Source organism: Nocardia sp. NPDC051929 (genome assembly GCF_044548645.1).
In the GTDB taxonomy this organism is placed as follows: domain Bacteria; phylum Actinomycetota; class Actinomycetes; order Mycobacteriales; family Mycobacteriaceae; genus Nocardia; species Nocardia sichangensis.
Map to the genome: position 1 here is coordinate 229,989 of NZ_JBIUCG010000012.1, position 19,978 is coordinate 249,966.

Annotated in this window: 21 protein-coding genes; 12 read left to right on the forward strand and 9 right to left on the reverse strand. The window is 67.9% G+C overall.

From position 1 onward, the window contains the following. Positions 1-7: 7 nt before the first annotated feature. The 3 genes from ACIHAX_RS18225 to ACIHAX_RS18235 form a co-directional block, all read right to left on the reverse strand. Positions 8-1,168 (reverse strand): UDP-N-acetylglucosamine--N-acetylmuramyl-(pentapeptide) pyrophosphoryl-undecaprenol N-acetylglucosamine transferase, encoded by a 1,161-nt coding sequence (locus ACIHAX_RS18225; RefSeq protein WP_397278597.1) that lies wholly within the window; start codon positions 1,166-1,168, stop codon positions 8-10. A 207-nt stretch (positions 1,169-1,375) separates the two neighbouring features. Beyond that, positions 1,376-1,591, reverse strand: coding sequence for a DUF397 domain-containing protein (locus tag ACIHAX_RS18230; RefSeq protein WP_397278599.1), 216 nt, complete (start codon positions 1,589-1,591; stop codon positions 1,376-1,378). Further along, complete coding sequence (locus ACIHAX_RS18235) at positions 1,581-2,489, reverse strand: helix-turn-helix domain-containing protein (RefSeq protein ID WP_397278601.1); 909 nt, start codon at positions 2,487-2,489, stop codon at positions 1,581-1,583. Before ACIHAX_RS18235 ends, ACIHAX_RS18230 begins: the two co-directional genes overlap by 11 nt. Before the next feature lie 793 nt (positions 2,490-3,282). On the opposite strand from ACIHAX_RS18235, the gene ACIHAX_RS18240 reads away from it, so the two are divergent. Next, complete coding sequence (locus ACIHAX_RS18240) at positions 3,283-3,492, forward strand: hypothetical protein (RefSeq protein WP_355074723.1); 210 nt, start codon at positions 3,283-3,285, stop codon at positions 3,490-3,492. Between the two features lie 70 nt (positions 3,493-3,562). Next, positions 3,563-4,102, forward strand: coding sequence for a hypothetical protein (locus tag ACIHAX_RS18245; RefSeq protein ID WP_397278603.1), 540 nt, complete (start codon positions 3,563-3,565; stop codon positions 4,100-4,102). 22 nt (positions 4,103-4,124) lie between these two features. Here the strand turns inward: ACIHAX_RS18245 and ACIHAX_RS18250 are convergent, their stop codons facing one another. After that, on the reverse strand, positions 4,125-5,102 hold the full coding sequence (locus ACIHAX_RS18250; RefSeq protein ID WP_397278605.1) for a hypothetical protein: 978 nt from the start codon (positions 5,100-5,102) through the stop codon (positions 4,125-4,127). A 121-nt stretch (positions 5,103-5,223) separates the two neighbouring features. Next, complete coding sequence (locus ACIHAX_RS18255; RefSeq protein WP_397278607.1) at positions 5,224-5,898, reverse strand: TetR/AcrR family transcriptional regulator; 675 nt, start codon at positions 5,896-5,898, stop codon at positions 5,224-5,226. Between the two features lie 222 nt (positions 5,899-6,120). Here ACIHAX_RS18255 and ACIHAX_RS18260 point away from each other — a divergent pair, with 222 nt between their 5' ends. The 4 genes from ACIHAX_RS18260 (at position 6,121) to ACIHAX_RS18275 (ending at position 11,143) form a co-directional block, all read left to right on the forward strand. Next, positions 6,121-7,656, forward strand: a complete 1,536-nt coding sequence (locus ACIHAX_RS18260; RefSeq protein WP_397278609.1) for an amino acid permease — start codon at positions 6,121-6,123, stop codon at positions 7,654-7,656. A gap of 72 nt (positions 7,657-7,728) precedes the next feature. Further along, a complete protein-coding gene (locus tag ACIHAX_RS18265) occupies positions 7,729-8,481 on the forward strand; it encodes a DUF1989 domain-containing protein (protein WP_397278611.1) in 753 nt (250 codons plus the stop codon). Then, positions 8,478-9,092 (forward strand): urea amidolyase associated protein UAAP2, encoded by a 615-nt coding sequence (locus ACIHAX_RS18270; RefSeq protein ID WP_356963787.1) that lies wholly within the window; start codon positions 8,478-8,480, stop codon positions 9,090-9,092. The genes ACIHAX_RS18265 and ACIHAX_RS18270 overlap by 4 nt, the downstream gene beginning before the upstream one ends. Beyond that, positions 9,089-11,143, forward strand: a complete 2,055-nt coding sequence (locus tag ACIHAX_RS18275; RefSeq protein ID WP_397278613.1) for a 5-oxoprolinase/urea amidolyase family protein — start codon at positions 9,089-9,091, stop codon at positions 11,141-11,143. Before ACIHAX_RS18270 ends, ACIHAX_RS18275 begins: the two co-directional genes overlap by 4 nt. 62 nt (positions 11,144-11,205) lie before the next feature. Here the strand turns inward: ACIHAX_RS18275 and ACIHAX_RS18280 are convergent, their stop codons facing one another. Then, positions 11,206-12,357 carry an epoxide hydrolase family protein gene (locus ACIHAX_RS18280; RefSeq protein ID WP_364428636.1) on the reverse strand — a complete coding sequence of 384 codons (1,152 nt, stop codon included), beginning with the start codon at positions 12,355-12,357 and terminating at the stop codon, positions 11,206-11,208. A gap of 62 nt (positions 12,358-12,419) precedes the next feature. Here ACIHAX_RS18280 and ACIHAX_RS18285 point away from each other — a divergent pair, with 62 nt between their 5' ends. The 3 genes from ACIHAX_RS18285 to ACIHAX_RS18295 all read left to right on the forward strand — a co-directional run bounded on the left by ACIHAX_RS18285 (position 12,420) and on the right by ACIHAX_RS18295 (position 14,746). Continuing rightward, positions 12,420-13,370 (forward strand): helix-turn-helix transcriptional regulator, encoded by a 951-nt coding sequence (locus ACIHAX_RS18285; RefSeq protein WP_397278615.1) that lies wholly within the window; start codon positions 12,420-12,422, stop codon positions 13,368-13,370. 131 nt (positions 13,371-13,501) lie between these two features. Beyond that, positions 13,502-14,278, forward strand: coding sequence for an SDR family oxidoreductase (locus ACIHAX_RS18290; protein ID WP_397278617.1), 777 nt, complete (start codon positions 13,502-13,504; stop codon positions 14,276-14,278). A gap of 27 nt (positions 14,279-14,305) precedes the next feature. Beyond that, positions 14,306-14,746: a TetR/AcrR family transcriptional regulator C-terminal domain-containing protein gene (locus ACIHAX_RS18295; RefSeq protein ID WP_364428627.1), complete on the forward strand. Its 441-nt coding sequence runs from the start codon at positions 14,306-14,308 to the stop codon at positions 14,744-14,746. Positions 14,747-14,749: 3 nt separating this feature from the next. Here ACIHAX_RS18295 and ACIHAX_RS18300 read toward each other — a convergent pair whose 3' ends face one another. Continuing rightward, positions 14,750-15,223, reverse strand: coding sequence for a MarR family transcriptional regulator (locus ACIHAX_RS18300; protein ID WP_355074748.1), 474 nt, complete (start codon positions 15,221-15,223; stop codon positions 14,750-14,752). 37 nt (positions 15,224-15,260) lie between these two features. On the opposite strand from ACIHAX_RS18300, the gene ACIHAX_RS18305 reads away from it, so the two are divergent. After that, on the forward strand, positions 15,261-16,469 hold the full coding sequence (locus tag ACIHAX_RS18305; RefSeq protein WP_397278620.1) for a GDSL-type esterase/lipase family protein: 1,209 nt from the start codon (positions 15,261-15,263) through the stop codon (positions 16,467-16,469). Position 16,470: 1 nt separating this feature from the next. Here the strand turns inward: ACIHAX_RS18305 and ACIHAX_RS18310 are convergent, their stop codons facing one another. Further along, positions 16,471-17,082 (reverse strand): TetR/AcrR family transcriptional regulator C-terminal domain-containing protein, encoded by a 612-nt coding sequence (locus ACIHAX_RS18310; protein ID WP_355074752.1) that lies wholly within the window; start codon positions 17,080-17,082, stop codon positions 16,471-16,473. A gap of 72 nt (positions 17,083-17,154) precedes the next feature. Here ACIHAX_RS18310 and ACIHAX_RS18315 point away from each other — a divergent pair, with 72 nt between their 5' ends. Next, complete coding sequence (locus tag ACIHAX_RS18315) at positions 17,155-17,712, forward strand: peroxiredoxin-like family protein (RefSeq protein ID WP_397278622.1); 558 nt, start codon at positions 17,155-17,157, stop codon at positions 17,710-17,712. 20 nt (positions 17,713-17,732) lie between these two features. Continuing rightward, complete coding sequence (locus ACIHAX_RS18320; RefSeq protein ID WP_397278624.1) at positions 17,733-18,182, forward strand: anthrone oxygenase family protein; 450 nt, start codon at positions 17,733-17,735, stop codon at positions 18,180-18,182. A 74-nt stretch (positions 18,183-18,256) separates the two neighbouring features. On the opposite strand, the gene ACIHAX_RS18325 is transcribed toward ACIHAX_RS18320, so the two are convergent. After that, on the reverse strand, positions 18,257-19,849 hold the full coding sequence (locus ACIHAX_RS18325) for an MFS transporter (protein WP_397278626.1): 1,593 nt from the start codon (positions 19,847-19,849) through the stop codon (positions 18,257-18,259). Positions 19,850-19,978 lie beyond the last annotated feature (129 nt).

A 19,978-nucleotide genomic window follows, 5' to 3' on the forward strand; every position in this document is an offset into this window, starting at 1 on the left:
CCCGCAGCTACCTGACCGGCTCGCCTATGGCGACGGCGCGCACCAACCCAGCTAGGCGCTGTCCCGCATCCGGGCGCCCCAACTCCCGCGCGGCCTTGCCCAGCCGGGCGCGGGCGTCCGGATCAGTCAGCAGCCCGCCGACGGCCGCGCCGACACGCTCCCCGGTAACCGCGCCCGACACCGTGATCGCGGCCCCGGCCTCGGCGAGTAGCCGCGCCGCCCGCACCTGCTCGCCACCGGCCGACGACGCCAGTGGGATCAGCACCGCGGGTTTACCCAACGCGGTCAACTCGGCGATCGTGCCTGCGCCAGCACGGCACACCACCACCTCAGCCAACGCCAACGCATCCGCCATCCCCGCACCGTCGATGAAGTCGGTGACGTAGTACCGACCGGCCAGCTCGCCAGGCAACGCGGCCGCCGTCTGCCGCAACGCTGCAAGGTCCGCAGCGCCGGCCTGGTGAATCACGTTGGTCTGACCCAACAGCGACTTCAGCACCCCGACGACAGCGGTATTGATCTGGTGGGCGCCCTGCGCACCGCCGGTGACCAGCACGGTCGGCAGCCCCCGGTCGAACCCGCGCCCGAACCGGTCCAACGCCGCAGGACCACTGCCAGCGAGTACCGCCTCACGGACCGGGTTGCCGGTGACCACCGCGCGTACGGCCACCCGCGGCGGCAACACCGCGACAGTCGCTTCAGAGGTCACCGCCACCGCGGTCGCGGCCCGCGCCAACACCCGGTTCGCCAGGCCCAGCCCAACCGTCTGCTCATGCACTACCAACGGAACCCGCAGAACGCCAGCAGCCATACCGACCGGCACGGCCACATAGCCGCCCGTGGTCAGTACGACATCCGGAGCGAACGCGCGCAACCGGCGCACCGCCTGCGCCACACCGACCGGTACCCGCGCCATGTCGACGGCATTGGCGCGGGTCAACATCCGTAGCGGGTTGCGGTCCCGGCGCAGTTTTCCCACTGCCACCCCGGTGAAATCGATATCGTCGGCAGCCGCGGTCCGCTGTTCGAGCGAGTCCGCCTGCCCGAACCACCGCACCTGCACCTGATCTGCACCGGCGCGCAGTTCTCGCGCAACAGAGAGCGCAGGGAAAACGTGCCCTCCGGTACCACCACCCGCTATCGCTACCCGCACGACGCCGCCTTCCATGATCGGGCTCTCACAACGCGCTCGAGTCTGCCACCAGGTAGGCCGTTCAATCGGAGCTGGCCCGGCCCCTCACAAGCGCGTATATGTCCGGGCGGCGTAGCTTTGCTCCAGACACGAGTCTTCTGGGCAGGCCGCCATTGCAGTAGTTGCGGCAGATAGTCATTCGACGGGCTGCGTCTCAGCGAAGGGGCGGGGCTTCCGTTTCGTCTATGAGCGCTCGAACTCGCCATCGACAACGACGGCGGTAAACGTGTCCCACTCGCCTGGGGTGAAGATCAGCGCCGGGCCGGTCGGATTTTTGGAGTCACGAACGCCAACCATGCCTCCGCTGAGGTGTGCGACCTCGACACATTCGCCGCTGCCCCCCGAACTGTGGCGTGACTTGAACCACTTCGCTCCCGCTAGGTCGAGTTCAACGTTCACTGTCGTAACTCCTTGCTATCTCTCTCAACAGGGTGCGGCTCGAGCGGGCATCCATAGTCGCTTCGGCCAGCGTAAGGAACGTGTGCCTACAGCGCTGGACGTCCTCACGCTTCTCGAGATACGCATCCCCCGTGTAGCTCTCCGCGTAGATGACAGACGGTTCAACTGGTTTGCCCTGTGAGTCCTTCGGAAAGGTCATCACAATGAAGGGGGTGACGAGCCTGCCAGTTGGCAAGCCAACTTCTTGCCTGAGTATGCGGACCTCGATGTTGTCGAGCGTGCTCATGTCCGCCGCGTGTCGGCACTGATCAGCCATCACCTGCCGGTTGCCGACGATCGTCCGCAGGGCGTTCTCGTGTATTACGGCTGTGAGTCTGCACGGGTTCCGTGGCCGAGTGAGTAGATGCTGACGCCGAGCCCGAACTGCTGCCAACCGTTCCAAGTCCGCCTCCGAAACTCGAGGCTGCCTGGCGCGGTTCATGGCCTCAGCGTAGGCGCGAGTCTGGAGCAGTCCGGGGATGATGAGCGGCTGAAATATGGCCAATTCACTTGCGGCAGACTCCAGCACGACGTAAGTGTTGAACTTCGGCTCCAGTACGTCACTGTACGTTCGCAGCCAGGAGCGGACCGGGGCTTGTCCCGCGAGTTCCTTCCACTCCACAAGGTCTTCCTCGTCGACCCCGTACAGCGCACCCAGAGCGTCGAGGTCGGTCACCCTGACCTTCTTGTTGCGGCCGTTCTCCAGTCTGCTGATGGTTGCGTTACCCCAGCCGAGTGTCCGCGCTGCCACTTCCAGGCTCAGACCCGCCGCCGTCCGTGCCTCTCGAAGCAAACGACCCAACTGTCGACGCGGCAAACTGGTTTCGGCGTCCTCCGGCACGTCATCTTCTTCGTTCACCCCTTGCGACCCCCTTCCGCTCTGCGATGCAGCTTCATTTCGCAACGGAAGGAGGGTAGCTCGCTCAGCGGAAGACTTGGTGCGCTTTCGCGCGGGTTTCGCGAACCGAAGAAGTCGCGCACCGAACGTCGACCCTTCACAACATCCTGTGCGCATGGCGAATAATGCGCTCCCACATCGGAACCCGTTACTCGGTCGATCTGCCACGCCGTTGGTCGATGTTCCTGCCGATGTTCTCGAGCGGTTTCTGAACGCCCTACATGAGTGGCAATCCGAGCAGATCCACAGCGCCCAGCCTGTCCAAGAGATCTGAAACGGATGGAAACCATACCTTTCGGGGACACACCCCGGTCTCGCTGCCACTTCTACCGGCGCATGTGTGATTTGCCCGCTGTAATCGACCCACCCGAGCTGGGGCGCATCATCATGCGCGCGTCGTACGTCGGAGCGTTGACCATGCCCGCTCCGTTAGGGCGAGCCGTCAGGCAAGTCATGCAGCGCCGCCGGGATGCCATAGGGCCGATTGTGGCGCATCCTCGCTCGAACAGGTGGACCTACATTGTGCGGCCCGATTTTCCAGACGACACCGAGCTTTTCGCGGAGATGTTCCGGCTCGACGTGTCGATTGTCCGGGAGGGCGGCACTGTGGCACTGCCGTCACCCACAGTTGAGTCCGGCGCTGTCAGGCATTGGATAGAGACACCCCGGGACAGGTACCGCCCGTCCGGAATGGTTGTGGTCGAGGCCATCCGGGCGTGTGGCGATACGGGTAGGCGATGACGGGAGAAGCGCCATGACTTCTCCGCTGCCGAACGATCCGGATGTGCATCTGTCGGTGTTCCTGCACGGCGTCCGGCTCGACTTCACGGCCTGCCTTACTGCCGCGTTGACGTTCATCGAAGACCACCGGAAACGCCACTACGTCGACGCGGCGCACATACTCCCTGATAGTGCCGAGGGCTGGCCTAGGTTACCGAACGAGAAGTTGTACTTGGAGCGATGAGGTTCTTGTCCGGTGACCGGTGCACGCGCGACACTGGCCTGTTCGGGCCATGACGAGAAGGAGCTGGGCGTTGGGGAATGACGAGCAGTTGACCATGGATCTCGGCGTACCCGTCGAGCAGACCGAATGGGGTAAATGGGTCGATCCGGACCGCCGCAAGGCACAGGTCCAGAAGTTCATGGACCATGCAGGAATAAGCCGCTTTCCCTCGGAACCGTGGCCAGAAGGATCGGCGGAGGTGCAGCGTCTGAACCCCATTGTCGCGGAATTGTTCCCGAATATGACTACCGCGATGGACCCCGAGAACGCCGACATGGTAGACGCTTTCATCTGCTTCGTCGGTGAATGTTTCATCAGGTTCGCGGGCGCACGATGGTTCGATTGCGAATGGTTCGGCCGAGAGCATTCCTTCTACCCGCGCGTGAATCCCGCAGTGGAGTGCGACACCTACGACGAAGACGAAATCGTGATGCGGCGGCTGGTGGACAGCATGATCGGCTACGACCCTGAAGACCATGACGGCATGTTCTCCTACATTGCCGCAGCGGTGCGCGAATATGCGTCCTACCACGAAGAGAAACGGCAAGAGGAATCCGCGAACCGCACGTGAATGCTCGGTTCTCTATATCTTCTCACCAGGACACTACGCACACCGGGGGGTGTGTCCAGCTATGCCGGATGGATACGACCGAGACCGCGACAAGGTCAGGAACCATGACCGCGGCAGAATATTCGAAAACGGCACCGACCGATTCTTTCGCGACCGTGAGAACGGATACGTTCAGCAGTCGAGGCTGTATCGCGTCGAAGGCGTGGGTAAAACTCGATTCGACAAGATCAAAGACGATCGGGGAAAAGTCAGCTCCATCGAAGAGAAATCCGGCAGAATCGAGGGAGATAAGGACGAAACTCAGCTCAAGGTAATACGTGCGCTTCTCGCCAATCGTGAGGTGCATCAACATATATTGCGATCCGTCGAAGGCGAGTTCATCTCGAGTAAGGCCCAAGAAATCATCAGAGGATTGATTCGGGATTTCGGGGATCGGTTCACGCACCAGGTCATATCGCGGGCCGACGCTCGCGAAATCTGGGCACGTGGGCTGGCATTGGAGCGAGGCCAGCAGCTCGAATTGTCCGGTGTCGGCGAGAAAGCGCGGCAGCAGAAGAGGCAACAGCGCGAGCACAGGTCGAAACTCGCGGAGCTGGCGAACAAGGCACGTGAACGAGCGGAGAAGTTCCGGAATATGCTGCGGTTCCGGGAAGGCGCCACTCGTGGCCGGGCGGATGCTCCCCAGCGAGCCGAACACGCCAGGCAGGTTCAGGAGCAAGCCGAACGAGCCAGGCAAGTACCCCATGCGCCGGAAACCGAGCGTGCACGGGTTGCACGTGAGGCCGCCGAGCGGGTCGCGCGGGAATTCCCAGCGCCCGACCAGCACCAGGAGCGACCGGCCACCGACACTGGGGAACAGGCGGCCCGAGAGGCGGCCGAGGCACGTGCGGCAGCCGAGAAGGAACGCGCGGCAGCGGAGAAGGAACGCGCGGAACATCTGGCGCGGCTGCAAGCGCGCGGAATACCACCGGAGGTGGTGAAGATTCTGGGGCTCGGTCAAGCGGAACCGCCGTCGGCGGCGGTGCGGGAGCCGCCGGGTCATGCGCCGCCGGTTGTGCGGGGCTATTTGCACAGTCAGGATCGGAGCCGGGGGATCGAGCGCAATCGGTAGCCGTACCGTGTCATGGGGTGGGCATTGCCAGGTGGTCCAGCAGCACGATCGCCTCGGCCCGGATCGGGTCGAGATCTCCGGACCAGCCGAGCGTGCGCAGTACCGCCCCGGGGATCGTGCGCTCGGCGTACCTGGGCGCGGCTCCTTCGTCGGAGCGAATGCTGATCACCGTCTCCACCAACCGGAACGGCAGCAACTGCGTACCCGGCACGCTCACCGCGCCTACCTCGGCGAGCACCTGGGCGGCCAAAGCCTCGTAATGTCCGCGCAATTCGTCGCGGCGCAGGCGGAACGCGGCGAAGCGCTCGGTGCGCAGTTCCGGGAGCAGGTACAGCGCACCGAGATTCCAGCGCGACGCGCATAGTTGCCGCACATCGAACAGTGCCAGCGCGTACAGCCGGACCGGTACCGGTTCGGACGCCGAGCGCAGGCGTTCGGCCAGTTCGATCGGGGCGGCGACGGTTTCGGCGAGCAGCGCGTCGAGAATGTCGTCCTTGGCGGAGAAGTGGTGGTAGAGCGAGGCTTGCCGGATGCCGACGGCGTCGGCGATCGCGCGGGTGGAGGTGTTGGCGTACCCGTTGGTGGTGAACAGTTCGCCTGCGGCGTCGAGGATCTCGGCGCGCGGCGTCGATCCGCGCCTGCGTCGCTGTTCGAGACGCGGCCGTCCGGGCCCGAGGTTTGCCACGGGTTCATTCTGGCAGGTCGGCGTGGGGATGCTCCGGCGCGGTGGTCGAGCGCTCAGTTGGCCGACGGCACGCGGTGCGTTTTCTGTCATTTGATAGAAATAGCCGCAACACAGAAGTTACCCAAGGTCTCGAAAGCGATACACGCAGGTCACCGAAAGCGCGATCGAGGCGGCAAAACTGTCGTCTGATAGTTATTGGCCGCCACGCCGAAGGACCACCCCATGGCCACCACGCTCGCCCCGACCCCGCCACCCGATCTCACCGGTGACAGCGCCGACCTCGCCCGGTTCGGCTATCAGCCCGTGCTGCACCGCAAGCTCGGCCGCTACGCCTCCTTCGCGGCAGGCTTCTCGTTCGTCTCCATCCTGACCACGATCTTCCAGTTCTTCGGCTTCGGCTATTCGTTCGGCGGAGCCGCCTTCTTCTGGACCTGGCCGATCGTGTTCGCCGGACAGTTCCTCGTCGCGCTCAACTTCGCCGAACTGGCCGCGCGCTACCCGATCTCGGGCTGCATCTACCAGTGGTCCCGGCGACTCGGCGGCGAACTCGTCGGCTGGTTCGCGGGCTGGATGATGATCATCGCGCAGATCGTCACCGCCGCCGCGGCGGCGATCGCCCTGCAAGTGGTGCTGCCATCGATCTGGACCGGATTCCAGCTCGTCGGCACCGACACCGCGCTCACCTCGCCGTCCGGCGCGACCAACGCCGTGCTGCTGGGCAGCATCCTGCTGGTGGTCACCACGCTGATCAACGTGATCGGCATCGACCTGATGGCGCGAATCAACTCGATCGGCGTCACAGTCGAGATCGTCGGCGTGCTGGCGATCATCGCGCTGTTCTTCACCCACACCGAGCGCGGGCCCGGCGTGGTACTCGAGACCGACCAGGCCGCGCCGGGTCCCTACTGGGCCGCGTTCCTGGTGTCGGGATTGATGGCGGCTTACGTCATGGTCGGATTCGACTCCGCGGGTGAGCTTTCCGAGGAGACCAAGAACCCCCGCCGGGTCGCGCCGCGCACCATTCTCACCGCGCTGTCGGTCTCGGCGCTGGGCGGCGGGCTGATGCTGCTCGGCGCACTGATGGCCGCGCCGAGCCTGTCCGATGGCGCGCTGGCCTCCGACGGCCTGGCCTACGTGCTCACCGCGAAGCTGGACAGCCCGGCGGGCAAGGTGCTGCTGGGGTGCGTGGCGGTCGCGATCACCGTGTGCACCTTGGCTATCCAGACCGCGGGCTCGCGGCTGATGTTCTCCATGGCGCGAGACGGGAAGCTGCCGTTCGCCCGCAGGCTCGCCGCGGTGCACCCGCGTTACGGCACGCCGGTGCTGCCCGCGATCGTGATCGGCGCGCTCGGCATCGGCCTGCTGGTGCTGAATCTCGGCAACGCCGCCATCTTCGCGACGCTGGCCAGCGTCTGCATCGTCACGCTGTACCTGGCCTACCTGCTGGTGACGGTGCCGCTGCTGATCCGCCGGTTCACCGGCCTGCCGGACGCGGGCACCGACGCGCGGCTGTTCGGCCTGGGCCGGTTCGGCATTCCGGTCAACGCGCTCGCCGTGGCCTGGGGCGTCGCGATGGTGGTGAACCTGGCCTGGCCACGGGCGGAGGTATACGCCCCGGCCGGCGGCGGCTGGTGGATGCTCTGGGCCGCACCGCTTTTCGTGCTGCTGGTGCTCGCCGTCGGCGTCGTGGTGCACCGCTTCGTGGTCGGCTGGTCGCGCGGCGTCACCGCGGGTGAGCCCGCACCGCAACCGGCCTGAGCGCCTTCGATGCGGCGGTGCGCTGCCAGGCACCGCCGCATTCCCCACATTCGGCATCCGAAAGGAATCATCGTGACAAGCACTGCGGACACCTCCGGCGCGCGAGCGCACGCACGGGCGCAGGCCGCGGCGGCGACGATCGCGAATCCCGCGCTCCCCGCCGACATCCCCGCCTCGAAGATCACCTTCGCCCAGCGGATTCCGGCGGGCGGTTACGCGAACATCGCGCTCGGACGCGGCACCCGCGTCCGCCTCTCCGACCCGCACGGCGCGGCCTGCGCGCACCTGCTGCTGGTGCGCGCCGAAGCGCCGTGGGAGCGCCTGAACGTCGCCGACACGGTCAAGGTGCCGTGGCAGGCGTACCTGGGCGGCGGTCACCCGCTGCTGTCGGACCAGGGCCGTGTGCTGGCGACCGTACTCGCCGACACCTCCGGCCACCACGACACGCTCTGCGGACCCACCGACCAGGCCCGGCACTCGCTGCGCCTCGCGGGCGCCAAACACGGCCTGGAACCACGGGACATCGGGCCGACGGTCTCGTTCTTCCGCGGCGTGCGTGTCGCGCGGGATGGCGCGCTCGTCTCGACCGGCAGCGCCGCCCCCGGCTCCTCCGTGGATCTGCTGGTGCACCTGCCGGTCACCGTGCTGGTCGCCAACTCCGCGCATCCGCTGGACGACCGGCCCGCGACCGACCTCGACCTCGTCGCGTGGGCCGCACCGGAAGACCTCGTCGCACCCGGCAACGAGGACCCGGAATACCAACGGGCACTGGAGAACACCGAACAAGCCTGGACCGCCGCGCTGACCTCGGAGGCAACCGCATGACCACGGCACGCGCCATCGTGCTCGACGAGACCGTCCCCGCCCGCTCGCCCTGGTCGGCGGTGGTCCGGGCGGGCGAATACCTGGAGATCATCGATCTGCACGGCAACCAGGCGGTGGACTGCCTGCTGTACTCGGCGGCCGATCACTCCGAACGCTACAGCGCGCAGGCCACGATCACCGCCCAGCGCAACATCTTCCTCACCACCGGCAGCGTGCTGCGCACCGACACGGGCACGGCACTGATGACGGTGGTAGCCGACGAGGTCGGCAACCACGACACCATCGCGGGCGCGTGCTCGCAGGAATCCAACACTCTGCGCTACGGCCACCACACCCGCCACCAGCACGCCTGCGTGGAGAACTTCCTCACCGAGGCCTTGCGCTGGGGCCTGGGCAAACGCGACCTGGTGTCGAATATCAACTGGTTCATGAACGTTCCGGTCGAGGCGGACGGCACGCTGGGCATCGTGGACGGATTGTCCGCGCCGGGCAAACGGGTCACGTTGCGCGCCGAGATCGACACGCTGGTGCTGGTGTCGAACTGCCCGCAGATCAACAACCCCTGCAACGGCTTCGACCCGACCCCGGTGCGCATGGTGGTGTCGCGATGACCGTCGCCGAGCTACCGGTGGCCCGGGTCGCGCAGGACGAGTCCGCGCGACCCGGCCGGATCGAGGTCGTTCGCCCCGGCATGCTCACCACCGTGCAGGACTGGCCGGGCCGGGTCGGGTATTGGCACATCGGCGTCCCGCCGTCGGGGCCGATGGACGATCTGTCCTTCCGTCTGGGTAATCGCGCGCTCGGCAATGCCGAGGGCGCCGCCGGACTGGAATGCACCCTCGACGGCCCCGCGCTGCGGTTCACCGCACCGGGCTGGGTCTGCGTCACCGGCGCTCCGGCGGAGGTGACCGTGGACGGCGTCGCCGTGCCGCAGTGGCGGACCGTACGGGTGCCCGCGGGCGGTGTGCTGGACGTGGGCGCGGTGCGCGGACCGGGGATGCGCTGTTACGTGCTGATCGCCGGCGGTATCGACGTGCCCGAATACCTCGGCAGCGCAGCCACCTTCACGCTCGGCCGCTTCGGCGGCGGCACCGGCGCCGCGTTGCGCGCCGGAGAGTCGCTCGCGCTCGGCACCCACCACGGCCGCGTCACGGCGGCCGTGCCGATGGACGAGCAACCCGTGCTGACCCGGCGCTGGGAACTCGCCGTCACCGAGGGCCCGCACGGTGCGCCCGAGTTCTTCACCCGCGCCGACTTCGAGACCGTCGTCGGCACCGACTACGAGGTGCACTTCAACTCCGACCGCACCGGTGTCCGGTTGATCGGGCCGAAACCGGAATGGGCCCGCACCGACGGCGGCGAGGCGGGACTGCACCCGTCCAATATCCACGACACCCCGTATTCCGTCGGCGCGCTGGACTTCACCGGTGACACGCCCATTCTGCTCGGTCCGGACGGACCCAGCCTCGGCGGTTTCGTCTGCCCGGTCACCGTCGTGGCGGCCGACCGCTGGAAGCTCGGGCAGCTCTCGCCGGGCGACCGCGTGCGATTCGTGCCGGTCCGCGGTGACCGGGCGGCTTCGATCCGGGAACTCGGGCTCGCGCGCCGGGCCGGGTGGCCGACGGTGCTCTCGTCGGGCGGCGACGGCGACGACGGCGTGTTGCGCCGTTGCGAAGCCGACGACGAGACCGCGGTGACCTACCGTCGCGCCGGCGACGACGGCGTACTCGTCGAATACGGTGCCATGACCTTGGATCTGGGCCTGCGCGCCCGCGTGCACGCGCTGCACCAGCACCTGCTCGCCGCCGGAGTGCGCGGCGTGACCGAGCTGACCCCCGGCATCCGTTCGTTGCAGATCCGGGTCGACCCGCACGTGCTGTCCGTGACCGCGCTGCTCGACCTGCTCGCCGAGACGGAGGCGCAGTTGCCCGCCTCCGATCAGCTGGTGGTGCCCAGCCGGGTCGTTCATCTGCCGCTGTCCTGGGACGATCCGTCCACGCGCGAGGCGATCACCCGCTACATGCACGGTGTGCGCGCCGATGCGCCGTGGTGCCCGTGGAACATCGAGTTCATCCGCCGCATGAACGGCTTGGCTTCCGTCGCGGACGTCTACGACACCGTGTTCGGAGCCGAGTACCTGGTTCTCGGCCTCGGCGACGTCTACCTCGGCGCGCCGGTCGCCACACCCACCGATCCCCGGCACCGGCTGGTCACCACCAAGTACAACCCCGCCCGCACCTGGACACCGGAGAACGCGGTCGGCATCGGCGGCGCCTATCTGTGCATCTACGGCATGGAAGGGCCGGGCGGATATCAGTTCGTCGGACGCACCACGCAGGTGTGGAATCACCGAGCCGGTGCGGGCCCGGTTCCTCCCGGCGCCGACCGGGCCGCAGCGGGCGTCGAAACACCCTGGCTACTGCGGTATTTCGACCGGATCCGCTGGTATCCCGTCGAAGCGGAGGAACTGCTCGACCTGCGCGCCGACTTCGCCGCGGGCGACGTGCGGGTGCGAGCCGAGGACGGCGAATTCCGCCTGGCGGAGTATCGGGCGTTCCTCGCCGAGAACGCCCGATCCATCGACGCTTTCCGCGCGAAGCAGGCGGAAGCGTTCACCGCGGAACGCAATTCCTGGCGCTCGGCTGGTGAGCTCACGGGTTGAGTTATGGCGCAGGAGTCGCGAACTATGTGTGCTATCTGCGCAGGAGCTCACCGGTTGACTCGTCAGCGCAGGTCGCGGAAGAACTCGCGGATGTCGGCGGTGAGCAGCGCGGGTTCCTCCATGGCGGCGAAGTGGCCGCCGCGATCGACGTCGTTCCAGCGCGTGATGGTGTTGGCTTCCTCGGCGTAGCGACGAATGCCGACGTCGTGGGCGAAGACCAGCACGGCCGTCGGCACGCCGGAGTTGCGCTTCGGCTCGCCCCACGGGGCGTCCTGGGCGTAGCCGACATAGGCCGAGGAGCCCGCGGTGCCGGTGAGCCAGTAGATCATCACGTTGGTCAGCAGCCGGTCCCGGTCGAGGATCTTGTCCGGCTCGACGGCCCGTGGATGCGTCCACTCCCGGAACTTGTCGATGATCCAGGCCAGTTGCCCCACCGGAGAATCGGTCAGTCCGTAGGCCAAGGCCTGCGGGCGGGTGGACTGGATGGCGACGTAGCCGTACTCCTCCCGCATGAACGCCTGCATCCGCCGGACGCGATCGCGCTCCAGTTCGGTCAGGCTCGCCAGCTCCGCCTCCGCGCGCGGCAGCGGCGGAAGACCCGGCGCGCCGTTGACGTGCACGCCAACGACCCGATCGGGCACCGTTCGGCCCACCTCCGGGCTCACCGCCGCTCCTATGTCGCCGCCTTGCACGCCGTATCGCTCATACCCCAGCCTGCGCATGAGCTCGGCCCACGCCGCGGCGATCCGCGTGATGCTCCAGCCCGTCTCGGCGACCGGGCCGGAGAACCCGAATCCCGGCAGCGACGGGATGACGAGGTGGAACGCGTCGGCCGGGTCGCCACCGTGCGACCTCGGATCGCTCAAAGGCACGATGACGTCGAGGAATTCGGCCACCGAGCCGGGCCATCCGTGGGTCAGCAGCAGCGGCAGCGCGCCGGACTCGGGCGAGCGCACGTGCAGGAAGTGGATGGTCTGCCCGTCGATCTCCGTCGTGTACTGCGGATAGGAGTTGAGTTGCGCTTCGGCCGCGCGCCAGTCGTATCCGGTACGCCAGTGGTCGACCAGCTCGCGCAGCCACGCGGTCGGCACACCGGTGTCCCAGTCGTCCCCGGGCAGGGGGGCAGGCCAGCGGGTCGCGTCCAGACGGGTACGCAGGTCGTCGAGTTGCCGCTGCGGGATTTCGATGCGGAACGGAGTGATTTCGTCGGTCATGTCATCGACGGTATGGCCTGCCTAGGACAGCTTCCGCCCTAGCTTTCGGGCAGACTTTTCCCATGTTGGAAACCTCGGCGCGCCTGCTTCGTCTGCTGTCGCTGTTGCAGACCCCGCGCGATTGGACCGGCGCCGCACTCGCTGAACGACTCGGTGTCGACGTGCGCACCGTCCGCCGGGACATCGACAAGCTGCGCGCGCTGGGCTACCCGGTGGACGCGACACCGGGCGTGGCGGGTTACCGGCTCGGTGCGGGAGCGAAGCTGCCGCCACTGCTCCTCGACGATGACGAGGCGGTGGCGGTGGCACTCGGCCTGCGCACCGCGGCGGGCGGCACCATCGCGGGCATCGAGGACAGTTCGCTACGCGCGCTGGCCAAGCTCGAGCAGGTGCTGCCCGCACGGCTGCGCCACCGCGTCGGGATGCTCCAGGCGGCCACGGTCACGGTGCCCGCGGGCGGCCCGACCGTCGACCCGGACGTGCTGACCGCTGTCGCGGCGGCCATCCGCGACCACCACCGCCTGCGCTTCGACTATCGCGCCCACGACGGCGCCACCTCGCTGCGCGTCACCGAACCGCATCGCCTCGCCCACACGGGCAGGCGGTGGTACCTGATCGGCTGGGACGTCGACCGCGCGGACTGGCGCACCTACCGCGTCGACCGCCTGCGGCCGCGCATCCCCACCGGTCCCCGCTTCACCCCGCGCGCAGCGCCCGACGCGGACCTGCCCGGGTATCTCTCCCGCGGCGTGTCGACCGCGCCGTACCGCTACGCGGCCCGCATCACCCTGCGCGTCGCCGCCGAAGTGGCCGCCGAGCGGATCGCCCCGACCGTCGGCGTGATCGAGGCGGTGGACGCGGAAAATTGTGTGCTGCGAACGGGTTCCGACTCGCTGGACGAATTGGCGATCTACGTCGCCGGCTTCGGCTTTCCCTTCCGGGTGCACGAACCGCCGGAACTCGTCACGCACTTACGCGAACTCGCCGCGCGCCTCGGCGCGGCGGCCGGCTGACCCGGCTCAGACGGTCGCTATCGCGGCCAGGAGTGGTGCCCGGCACAGGTGTCACAGTCCGCGCCCGCACGTCGTCGTCTCGGTGAAGCGATGGGAACGTCCCATCGGCACCGACGAGATCGGAGACAGTCATGACCGCGAAGATCCTGGTCACCGGTGGCACGGGCACCCTCGGCCGCGAAGTGCTCCCGCTGCTGCGCGCGACCGGGGCCGCCGTGCGCGTGTTGAGCCGCACCGAACGTCCGTCGGACGGCGGCGTCGAGTTCGTCGCGGGAGACCTGCTGCGCGGCACCGGCATAGATGCCGCGGTGGCGGGTGTCGGCACCATCTTGCATCTGGCGGGCGACGCGAAGGGCGACGACGTGGCCACCGCGAATCTGTTGCGGGCCGCCACCGCCGCGGGCGTTGGGCACATCGTCTACATCTCGGTCACCGCCGCCGAACTGCTCCCGATGACCTACTTCCGCGCGAAGTTCGCCGCCGAGCAGGCCATCGCGGAGTCGGGTATCCCGTGGACCACGCTGCGTGCCGCGCAATTCCACGATTTCGCGCCGAAGCTGGTGGACACGATGCTGAAATCGCCGGTGCTCCCGGCGCTCGGTGGGGTGTGCCTCCAGCCGGTGCACGTGCGCGAGGTGGCGGCCCGGCTGGCGGAGCTGACGCTCGGCGCGCCCGCCGGACGGGTCCCGGATCTGGTCGGGCCCGAGGTGATCGGCATGCGCGAGCTGATCCGCGACTACTTGGCGCTGCTGGGCAAGCGGCGGGCGTTGCTGACCGTCCGGGTGCCGGGCAAGGCGGGCCGGGTCTATCGCGCGGGCGGAAATCTGGTGACCGGCGGCGCCGACGTCGGCGAGCTGACCTGGGCGGATTACCTGGCGGAACACCGGGGCGCGGTCCTGGCCGGATGACCCGTCACGGCCGCCGACCCGGCTCGGGTGGCGGTGGCGACCACGCCTCGGCCACCGCCGGGCATCGCCGATCTGGTGGTGGCCGAGATGGCGCTACCGGCCATCGGCGGCGATTGGAAGGCCGCGCTGCGTGCCCGGTCGGCGTCCGCCCACGAAGTCTTGTTGCGCCATCCGTGGGCCACCGGTCTGACCGGCACCCGGATCAACGTCGGCCCCGCCATGCTGCGGTACATCGACGCCACCGTGGGCTGCCTGCGCGCGGCGGGTTTCTCCCTGCCGCAAGCCGATCGCGCCTGGAACGCGCTGGACGGCCACCGCTACGGTTTCACATTGCAGGAGTTGAATTTTCCACGGAACCGGCCGCATACGTCGCTGCGGCACAACAGTTCCTGCCGCGCATCCCATTTCGATTTCGGCCTCGACTTGATCCTGGACGGCCTGGAACGGTTGCTCGCCGCGAGCGCCTGACGCTCAGTCCATGCGGAACGTGGCCTCCGGGTTCGCGGTGTCCCGCACGATCCGCAACGCCTCGGACAACGCCGCGAGCTGTTCGGGCGTCAGCAAACCGACGAACCAGCGGTCGACGGCGGCGAGATAGTCCGGCAGCACCTGCGCGAGCCGCGCCGCGCCCGCCTCGGTGAGCACCGCGTACGCGCTGCGCCGATCCCCCGGGTCCAGCTCGCGTTCCACCAGCCCGGCGCGCGCCAGCCGATCGACGAGCCGGGTGACGCCGCTGGTGGACAGCGCGGTCTGCACGGCGAGCTCCGTCATCCGCAGCCGCCGCCCCGGCGAACGGCTCAGCCGCATCAGGGCGTTCAGATCCAGTCCGGACAGACCGTGCGCATTCCAGACCTGCTCCAGCTTGGCGACCACACCGCCGTAGGCCTCGAACAGCAGGCCCATCGTGGTCAGGCGCGGGTCGTCGAACAACTCCGTCACGTCCATACGGGCAACCTACCGGAATGTTTCCCCGCGCGGATAGTTGACACGAGGAATAGGTCGTTGTAGAAATATGCATACGCAATATTCCTCGCGTCAACTAGTGGAGGTTCCCATGTCGCCGACCGCCTGGATCGCCGGATTCCGCTCCGCGGTGATCCGCCCGGACGAACAGATCAAGCTCGCGGAGTCGCGCGCGTTCACCGACCAGACCGTCCGCCAAGTGCTGCATCTCGCGGGCGGCGGCGCGCGGGTGCGGGTCGGGCTGACCAATCGCTATGGGAAAACACCGCTGGCGATCGGCGCCGCCCGGGTCGCCCTGCGCAAGACCGGCAGCGAGATCGTCGCCGAGACCGATGCCGCGTTGCGGTTCGACGGCGCCGAACAGGTGGTCGTCCCGGTAGGTGGCGAAGTGCTCAGCGACCCTGTCGATCTGGCTGTCCCCGCGGGCGCGGACCTGGCATTGAGCCTGTATCTGCCCGGCCCGACCGGGCTGGCCACCTTCTCCCACCAGCCCGGCGAAACCGCTTACATCGCGGACGGAAATGTCGCCGACGAAGCCGCGCTCACCACCGCGGACGAGGCGCCCGCGCGGTTCTTCGTCACCGGTGTCGACGTTCTCGCGCCCGTGGCGACGCCGGTGGCCGTCGCGTTCGGCGATTCGTGGTTCGAAGGCTTCGGCACCACGATCGGCGCCAACCGCAGGTCGGTGGACTTCCTCAACGCGCGACTGGAGCGGGGCTGGGTGGTCAACCAGGGCATCTCAGGGAATCGGCTGCTCACCGACGAAATCGGCGAGCCGGGCCTGGATCGTTTCGATCGCGACGTACTCGCCGTGCCGGGCGTGACGAGTGTGCTGATCAACTTCGGCATCAACGACTTCATCCTGGGCGGGATGGCGGGGCAGCCGCCCGCGACCGCCGAGGAGTTGATCACCGGCTTCACCACGCTCGCGCGGCGCGCGCACGCGGCGGGGCTTCCCATCCACGCCGCGACCATCGGACCCTACGGCGGCTGCGTCTACGAGGGCCTGCCGGTCGCGGAGACCTTGCCGATCCGTCGGCGCGTGAACGAATGGCTGCGCGGCACCGATGTTTTCGATTCGGTGTTCGATGTGGCGCGAGCGGTCGAGGACCCGGAGCGGCCCGACTTCATCCGGCCCGAATTCGACAGCGGCGACGGCATGCACCTCAATGACGCCGGCGCTCGCGCCATGGCGGAAAGTGTCGACGTCACAGTTCTTTTCGGCTAGGTCACGGCTCGAGACCACGCAGCACGATCTCGATGCCACCGCGGAATTCGTCGTCGGCCGACATGCCCTTGGCCTGGCCCGCGGTCTGCGCCAGGTGCGGGTATTTCTCCGGGGGCAGTTCGGCCAGCACGATCGTCCCGTGCCCCCGCAGCGGCGCATAGTGCTTGTTCTGGAGGTAGCCGATCAGGAAGGCGATCAGGGTGCGCTGGGCGATGACGCGGGCGCGCCCGGTGAACCCACCCTCGGTGAGCACGGCGAGCAGTGTCTCCATCACGCGCAACGACTCGACCGCCGACTGCCTGCGCCGCAGCACGATCGGCACGGCGGCCGGATGGGCCGAGAACCCGTCACGGATGTTCTCGAGCAGTATCGTCACGCGCTCCCGCCAGTCGGTTCCGGCAGGGAGCGACGTGTCGATCGCGGCGAAGACCTGGTCGGCCACCAGCACCTCTAGTTCGTCGCGGTCGCGCACGTAGCGGTACAGGGCCATGGTGGCCATGCCCAGTTCCTTGGCCACCGCACGCATGGTCAGCGCCGACGAACCCTCGCGGTCGAGCACGGCGAGGGCCGCCGTGGCGAGATCGGCGGTGGTCAGCGAGCGGGGGCGGGGCACGGATTGACAGCGTACAAGCTACGCGCATACTTGTCGTAGGCGTACAAAGTACACCTACGAGAGGAGCCCCTGATGCCGCTGCCGACCGCTGTCCCGGACCGAAAGCTGGTCACCGTCTCCGGTGCGCAGGTCTTGGTGCCGGACCCGGATCGCCTGATCCACCTGCAATTCCGGCGCTTCGCCGGATGCCCGGTGTGCAACCTGCACCTGCGTTCGATCGTCGCGCGCCACGCGGAGATCGCCGCCGCAGGCGTCCGGGAAGTGATCGTCTTCCATTCCAGCGCGGCGGAATTGCGCAAGTACACCGCGGAACTGCCGCTGGACGTCATCGCCGATCCGGACCGGAAGCTCTACCGCGAATTCGGCGTCGAGACCTCGCCTCGCGCGCTGCTCGACCCGCGCGGCTGGCCCGCCATCCTGCGCGGTGTCGCCCACGACGCTTACGCGACCTTGCGCCGAAGGCAGTCCGCCCCACCCGGCAAGCCCGAGGGCGGCAGTCTCGGACTGCCCGCCGATTTCCTGATCGCACCCGACGGACGGGTGCTCGCCGCGAAGCACGGCGCGCACGTCTACGACCAGTGGTCGGTCGACGAACTCCTCGCGCTCGTCCCAGCGGAGCGGCGCGCATGAGAATTGCCGAAAGTCCCCTGGTGGCACGTGTGTTCGCGCTGGTTCCCGGCGGGCTGCTCGCCGGAGCGTTCGGTTACGGCGCGGTGAATGTCCTCTACGCGTTCCGCAGAGTCCCTTTGGATGTGCGCTTCACCTTCCACACCGCGCTGATGAGCGTGAACGGCGTGGTCATGCAAACACTGATGGGTCTGACCATTCTGAGCGCATTGGTGCTGACCGCCCGCTCCACCGGGCGGTCACGCCTGCTCGCCGGGAGCGCGAGTCTGCTCGCCGTCGCCGCGTTCGTGATCACCCGCCTGGGCAACGTCCCGATCAACCAGAAGATCAAGATATGGGCGATCAGCGGCCCACCCGCCGACTACGCCGAAATCCTCACCCGCTGGGAAACCTTCCACGTCGCCCGCACCGCCTGCGCCGTCCTGGCCTTCCTCCTCATCGCCTCTACGACTCTCCTCCCCGCGAAATCATGACCACGAGTGGCACATGGTGGCGAGGTCTTCTCGCGATTCGCCGCACCATGTGCCACTCGCGGTGGTGTTTCCGGCTAGTCCGAACGGGTGCGTCTGCTGCGCAGGTGGTTCACGCCGAAAGCGAGCATGGAGGTGAGTACCGCGACGCATCCGATCACCGCGGCCAGGGCGATCATGGAGTTGAGTCCATCGATCGACGCGGAGGCCGCGATGTGCGACAGGTCCGACGCGATCGGCTGGAACCGCGTGGGCAGCTCGTCGGCCACCGAGCGGCCGGCGCCGGAGCCCGCCGCTTCCAGGAACTGCTCACGCAACACCGGCGGGACGGCCCCGGGCAGCGCGTCGAGCCCGTCGGCAGCGGAACCGCGCGCGGAGTGATTGAACATGGCGCCGAGCCCGGCCACGCCCACCGCGAGGCCGACCTGCCGAAGGGTGCCGAACGTCGCGCTGGCCATGCCCGCGTTCTCGTCGGAGGCGAAGGTGAGTGAGGCCGCCTGGTTGACGGCCGTGATCGCGCCGAGCCCGAGGCCGCCGATCACCATTCCGGGCAGGAAATGCGTCCAAGAGTCGTCGGAACCGAAGTCGCCCATCAGCCATGTGCCCAACGCGACCATGCCCATCGTGACCGGCAGCGAGACCGCGAACGGGACCCGCTTAGCGAAGACCATCGCCAGCGGCGCGCTGATCAGCGCGGCCACGCTCACGGGCAGCAAGCGCAGGCCCATCTGCAACGGCGTGTACCCGAGTGTGTTGATCAGGAACACCGCCAGGTAGTTGCTCGCGGCCATCAGCGTCGCCATGTGTCCGATCGAGACGGCGGCCGTGCCGGTGAATCCGCGCTTGCGAATCATGGACACGTCGAGCAGGGGGTGCTCGGCCTTGAACTGCCATGCCGCGAACCCGGCCAGGAGCACCGTGGCGGCGGCGGCGAGCCCGAGCACCGTGGCCGAGGTCCAGCCGAGCGAGTTGCCGCGGGTCAGCGCGAACACACCCGTCACCAGGCCACCGGTGAGCATCAGCGACCCCGGCCAGTCGGCCTTGCGCCCTTCCATGCGCGCCGACTCCGGCATCCGCAGCACGGCGAGCACCCCGATGAAGATGCCGATCGGGACGTTGATGATGAAGATCGACCGCCAGCCGAACTGGGTGACCAGCGCGCCGCCGAGTACCGGACCCGCGACGGTCGCGCTCGCCATGACGGCGCCGTAGACGCCGATGGCCTTCGCGCGCTTGCCCGCGTCGGGGTAGGCCACCGCGAGCAGAGGCAACGCCGTCGCGAAGATCATCGCCGAGCCGACGCTCTGGACCGCGCGCAGGACGTTCAACTGCAAGATGCTGCCGGCCAGCGCCAATGCCAGCGATGACGCGGTGAACACCACCATGCCCGCGAGGAAAAGGCGCTTCCGGCCGAACCGGTCGCCGAGCGTGGCGAAGGTCAGCAGCAACCCCGCCATCGGGATGGCGTAAGCGTCGATGACCCACTGCAGTCCGTCGATGGACGTGTCGAAGTCGGCGCGGATATCGGCGAGCGCGGCGGAGACCACGGTCAGGTCGAGCATCATCATGAAGATGGCCCCGCTGACCATGACCAGCACCAGCCCGGCGCGCAGCGGACTTGCGGAAGAGTCGTCCGGCTTGCTGCCGGACGAGGTTGCGATCGTGGACATGTCTTCCTTATGAAGTTCGCGCACCGTCCGCGAATCGCGTGCGGGCGAGTCCATTACGGACCGAAAGGACGGGAAACGCGCGACCGAAGCCGCGCCACCGACACTATCTACGCCCACAACCCCCGTAAA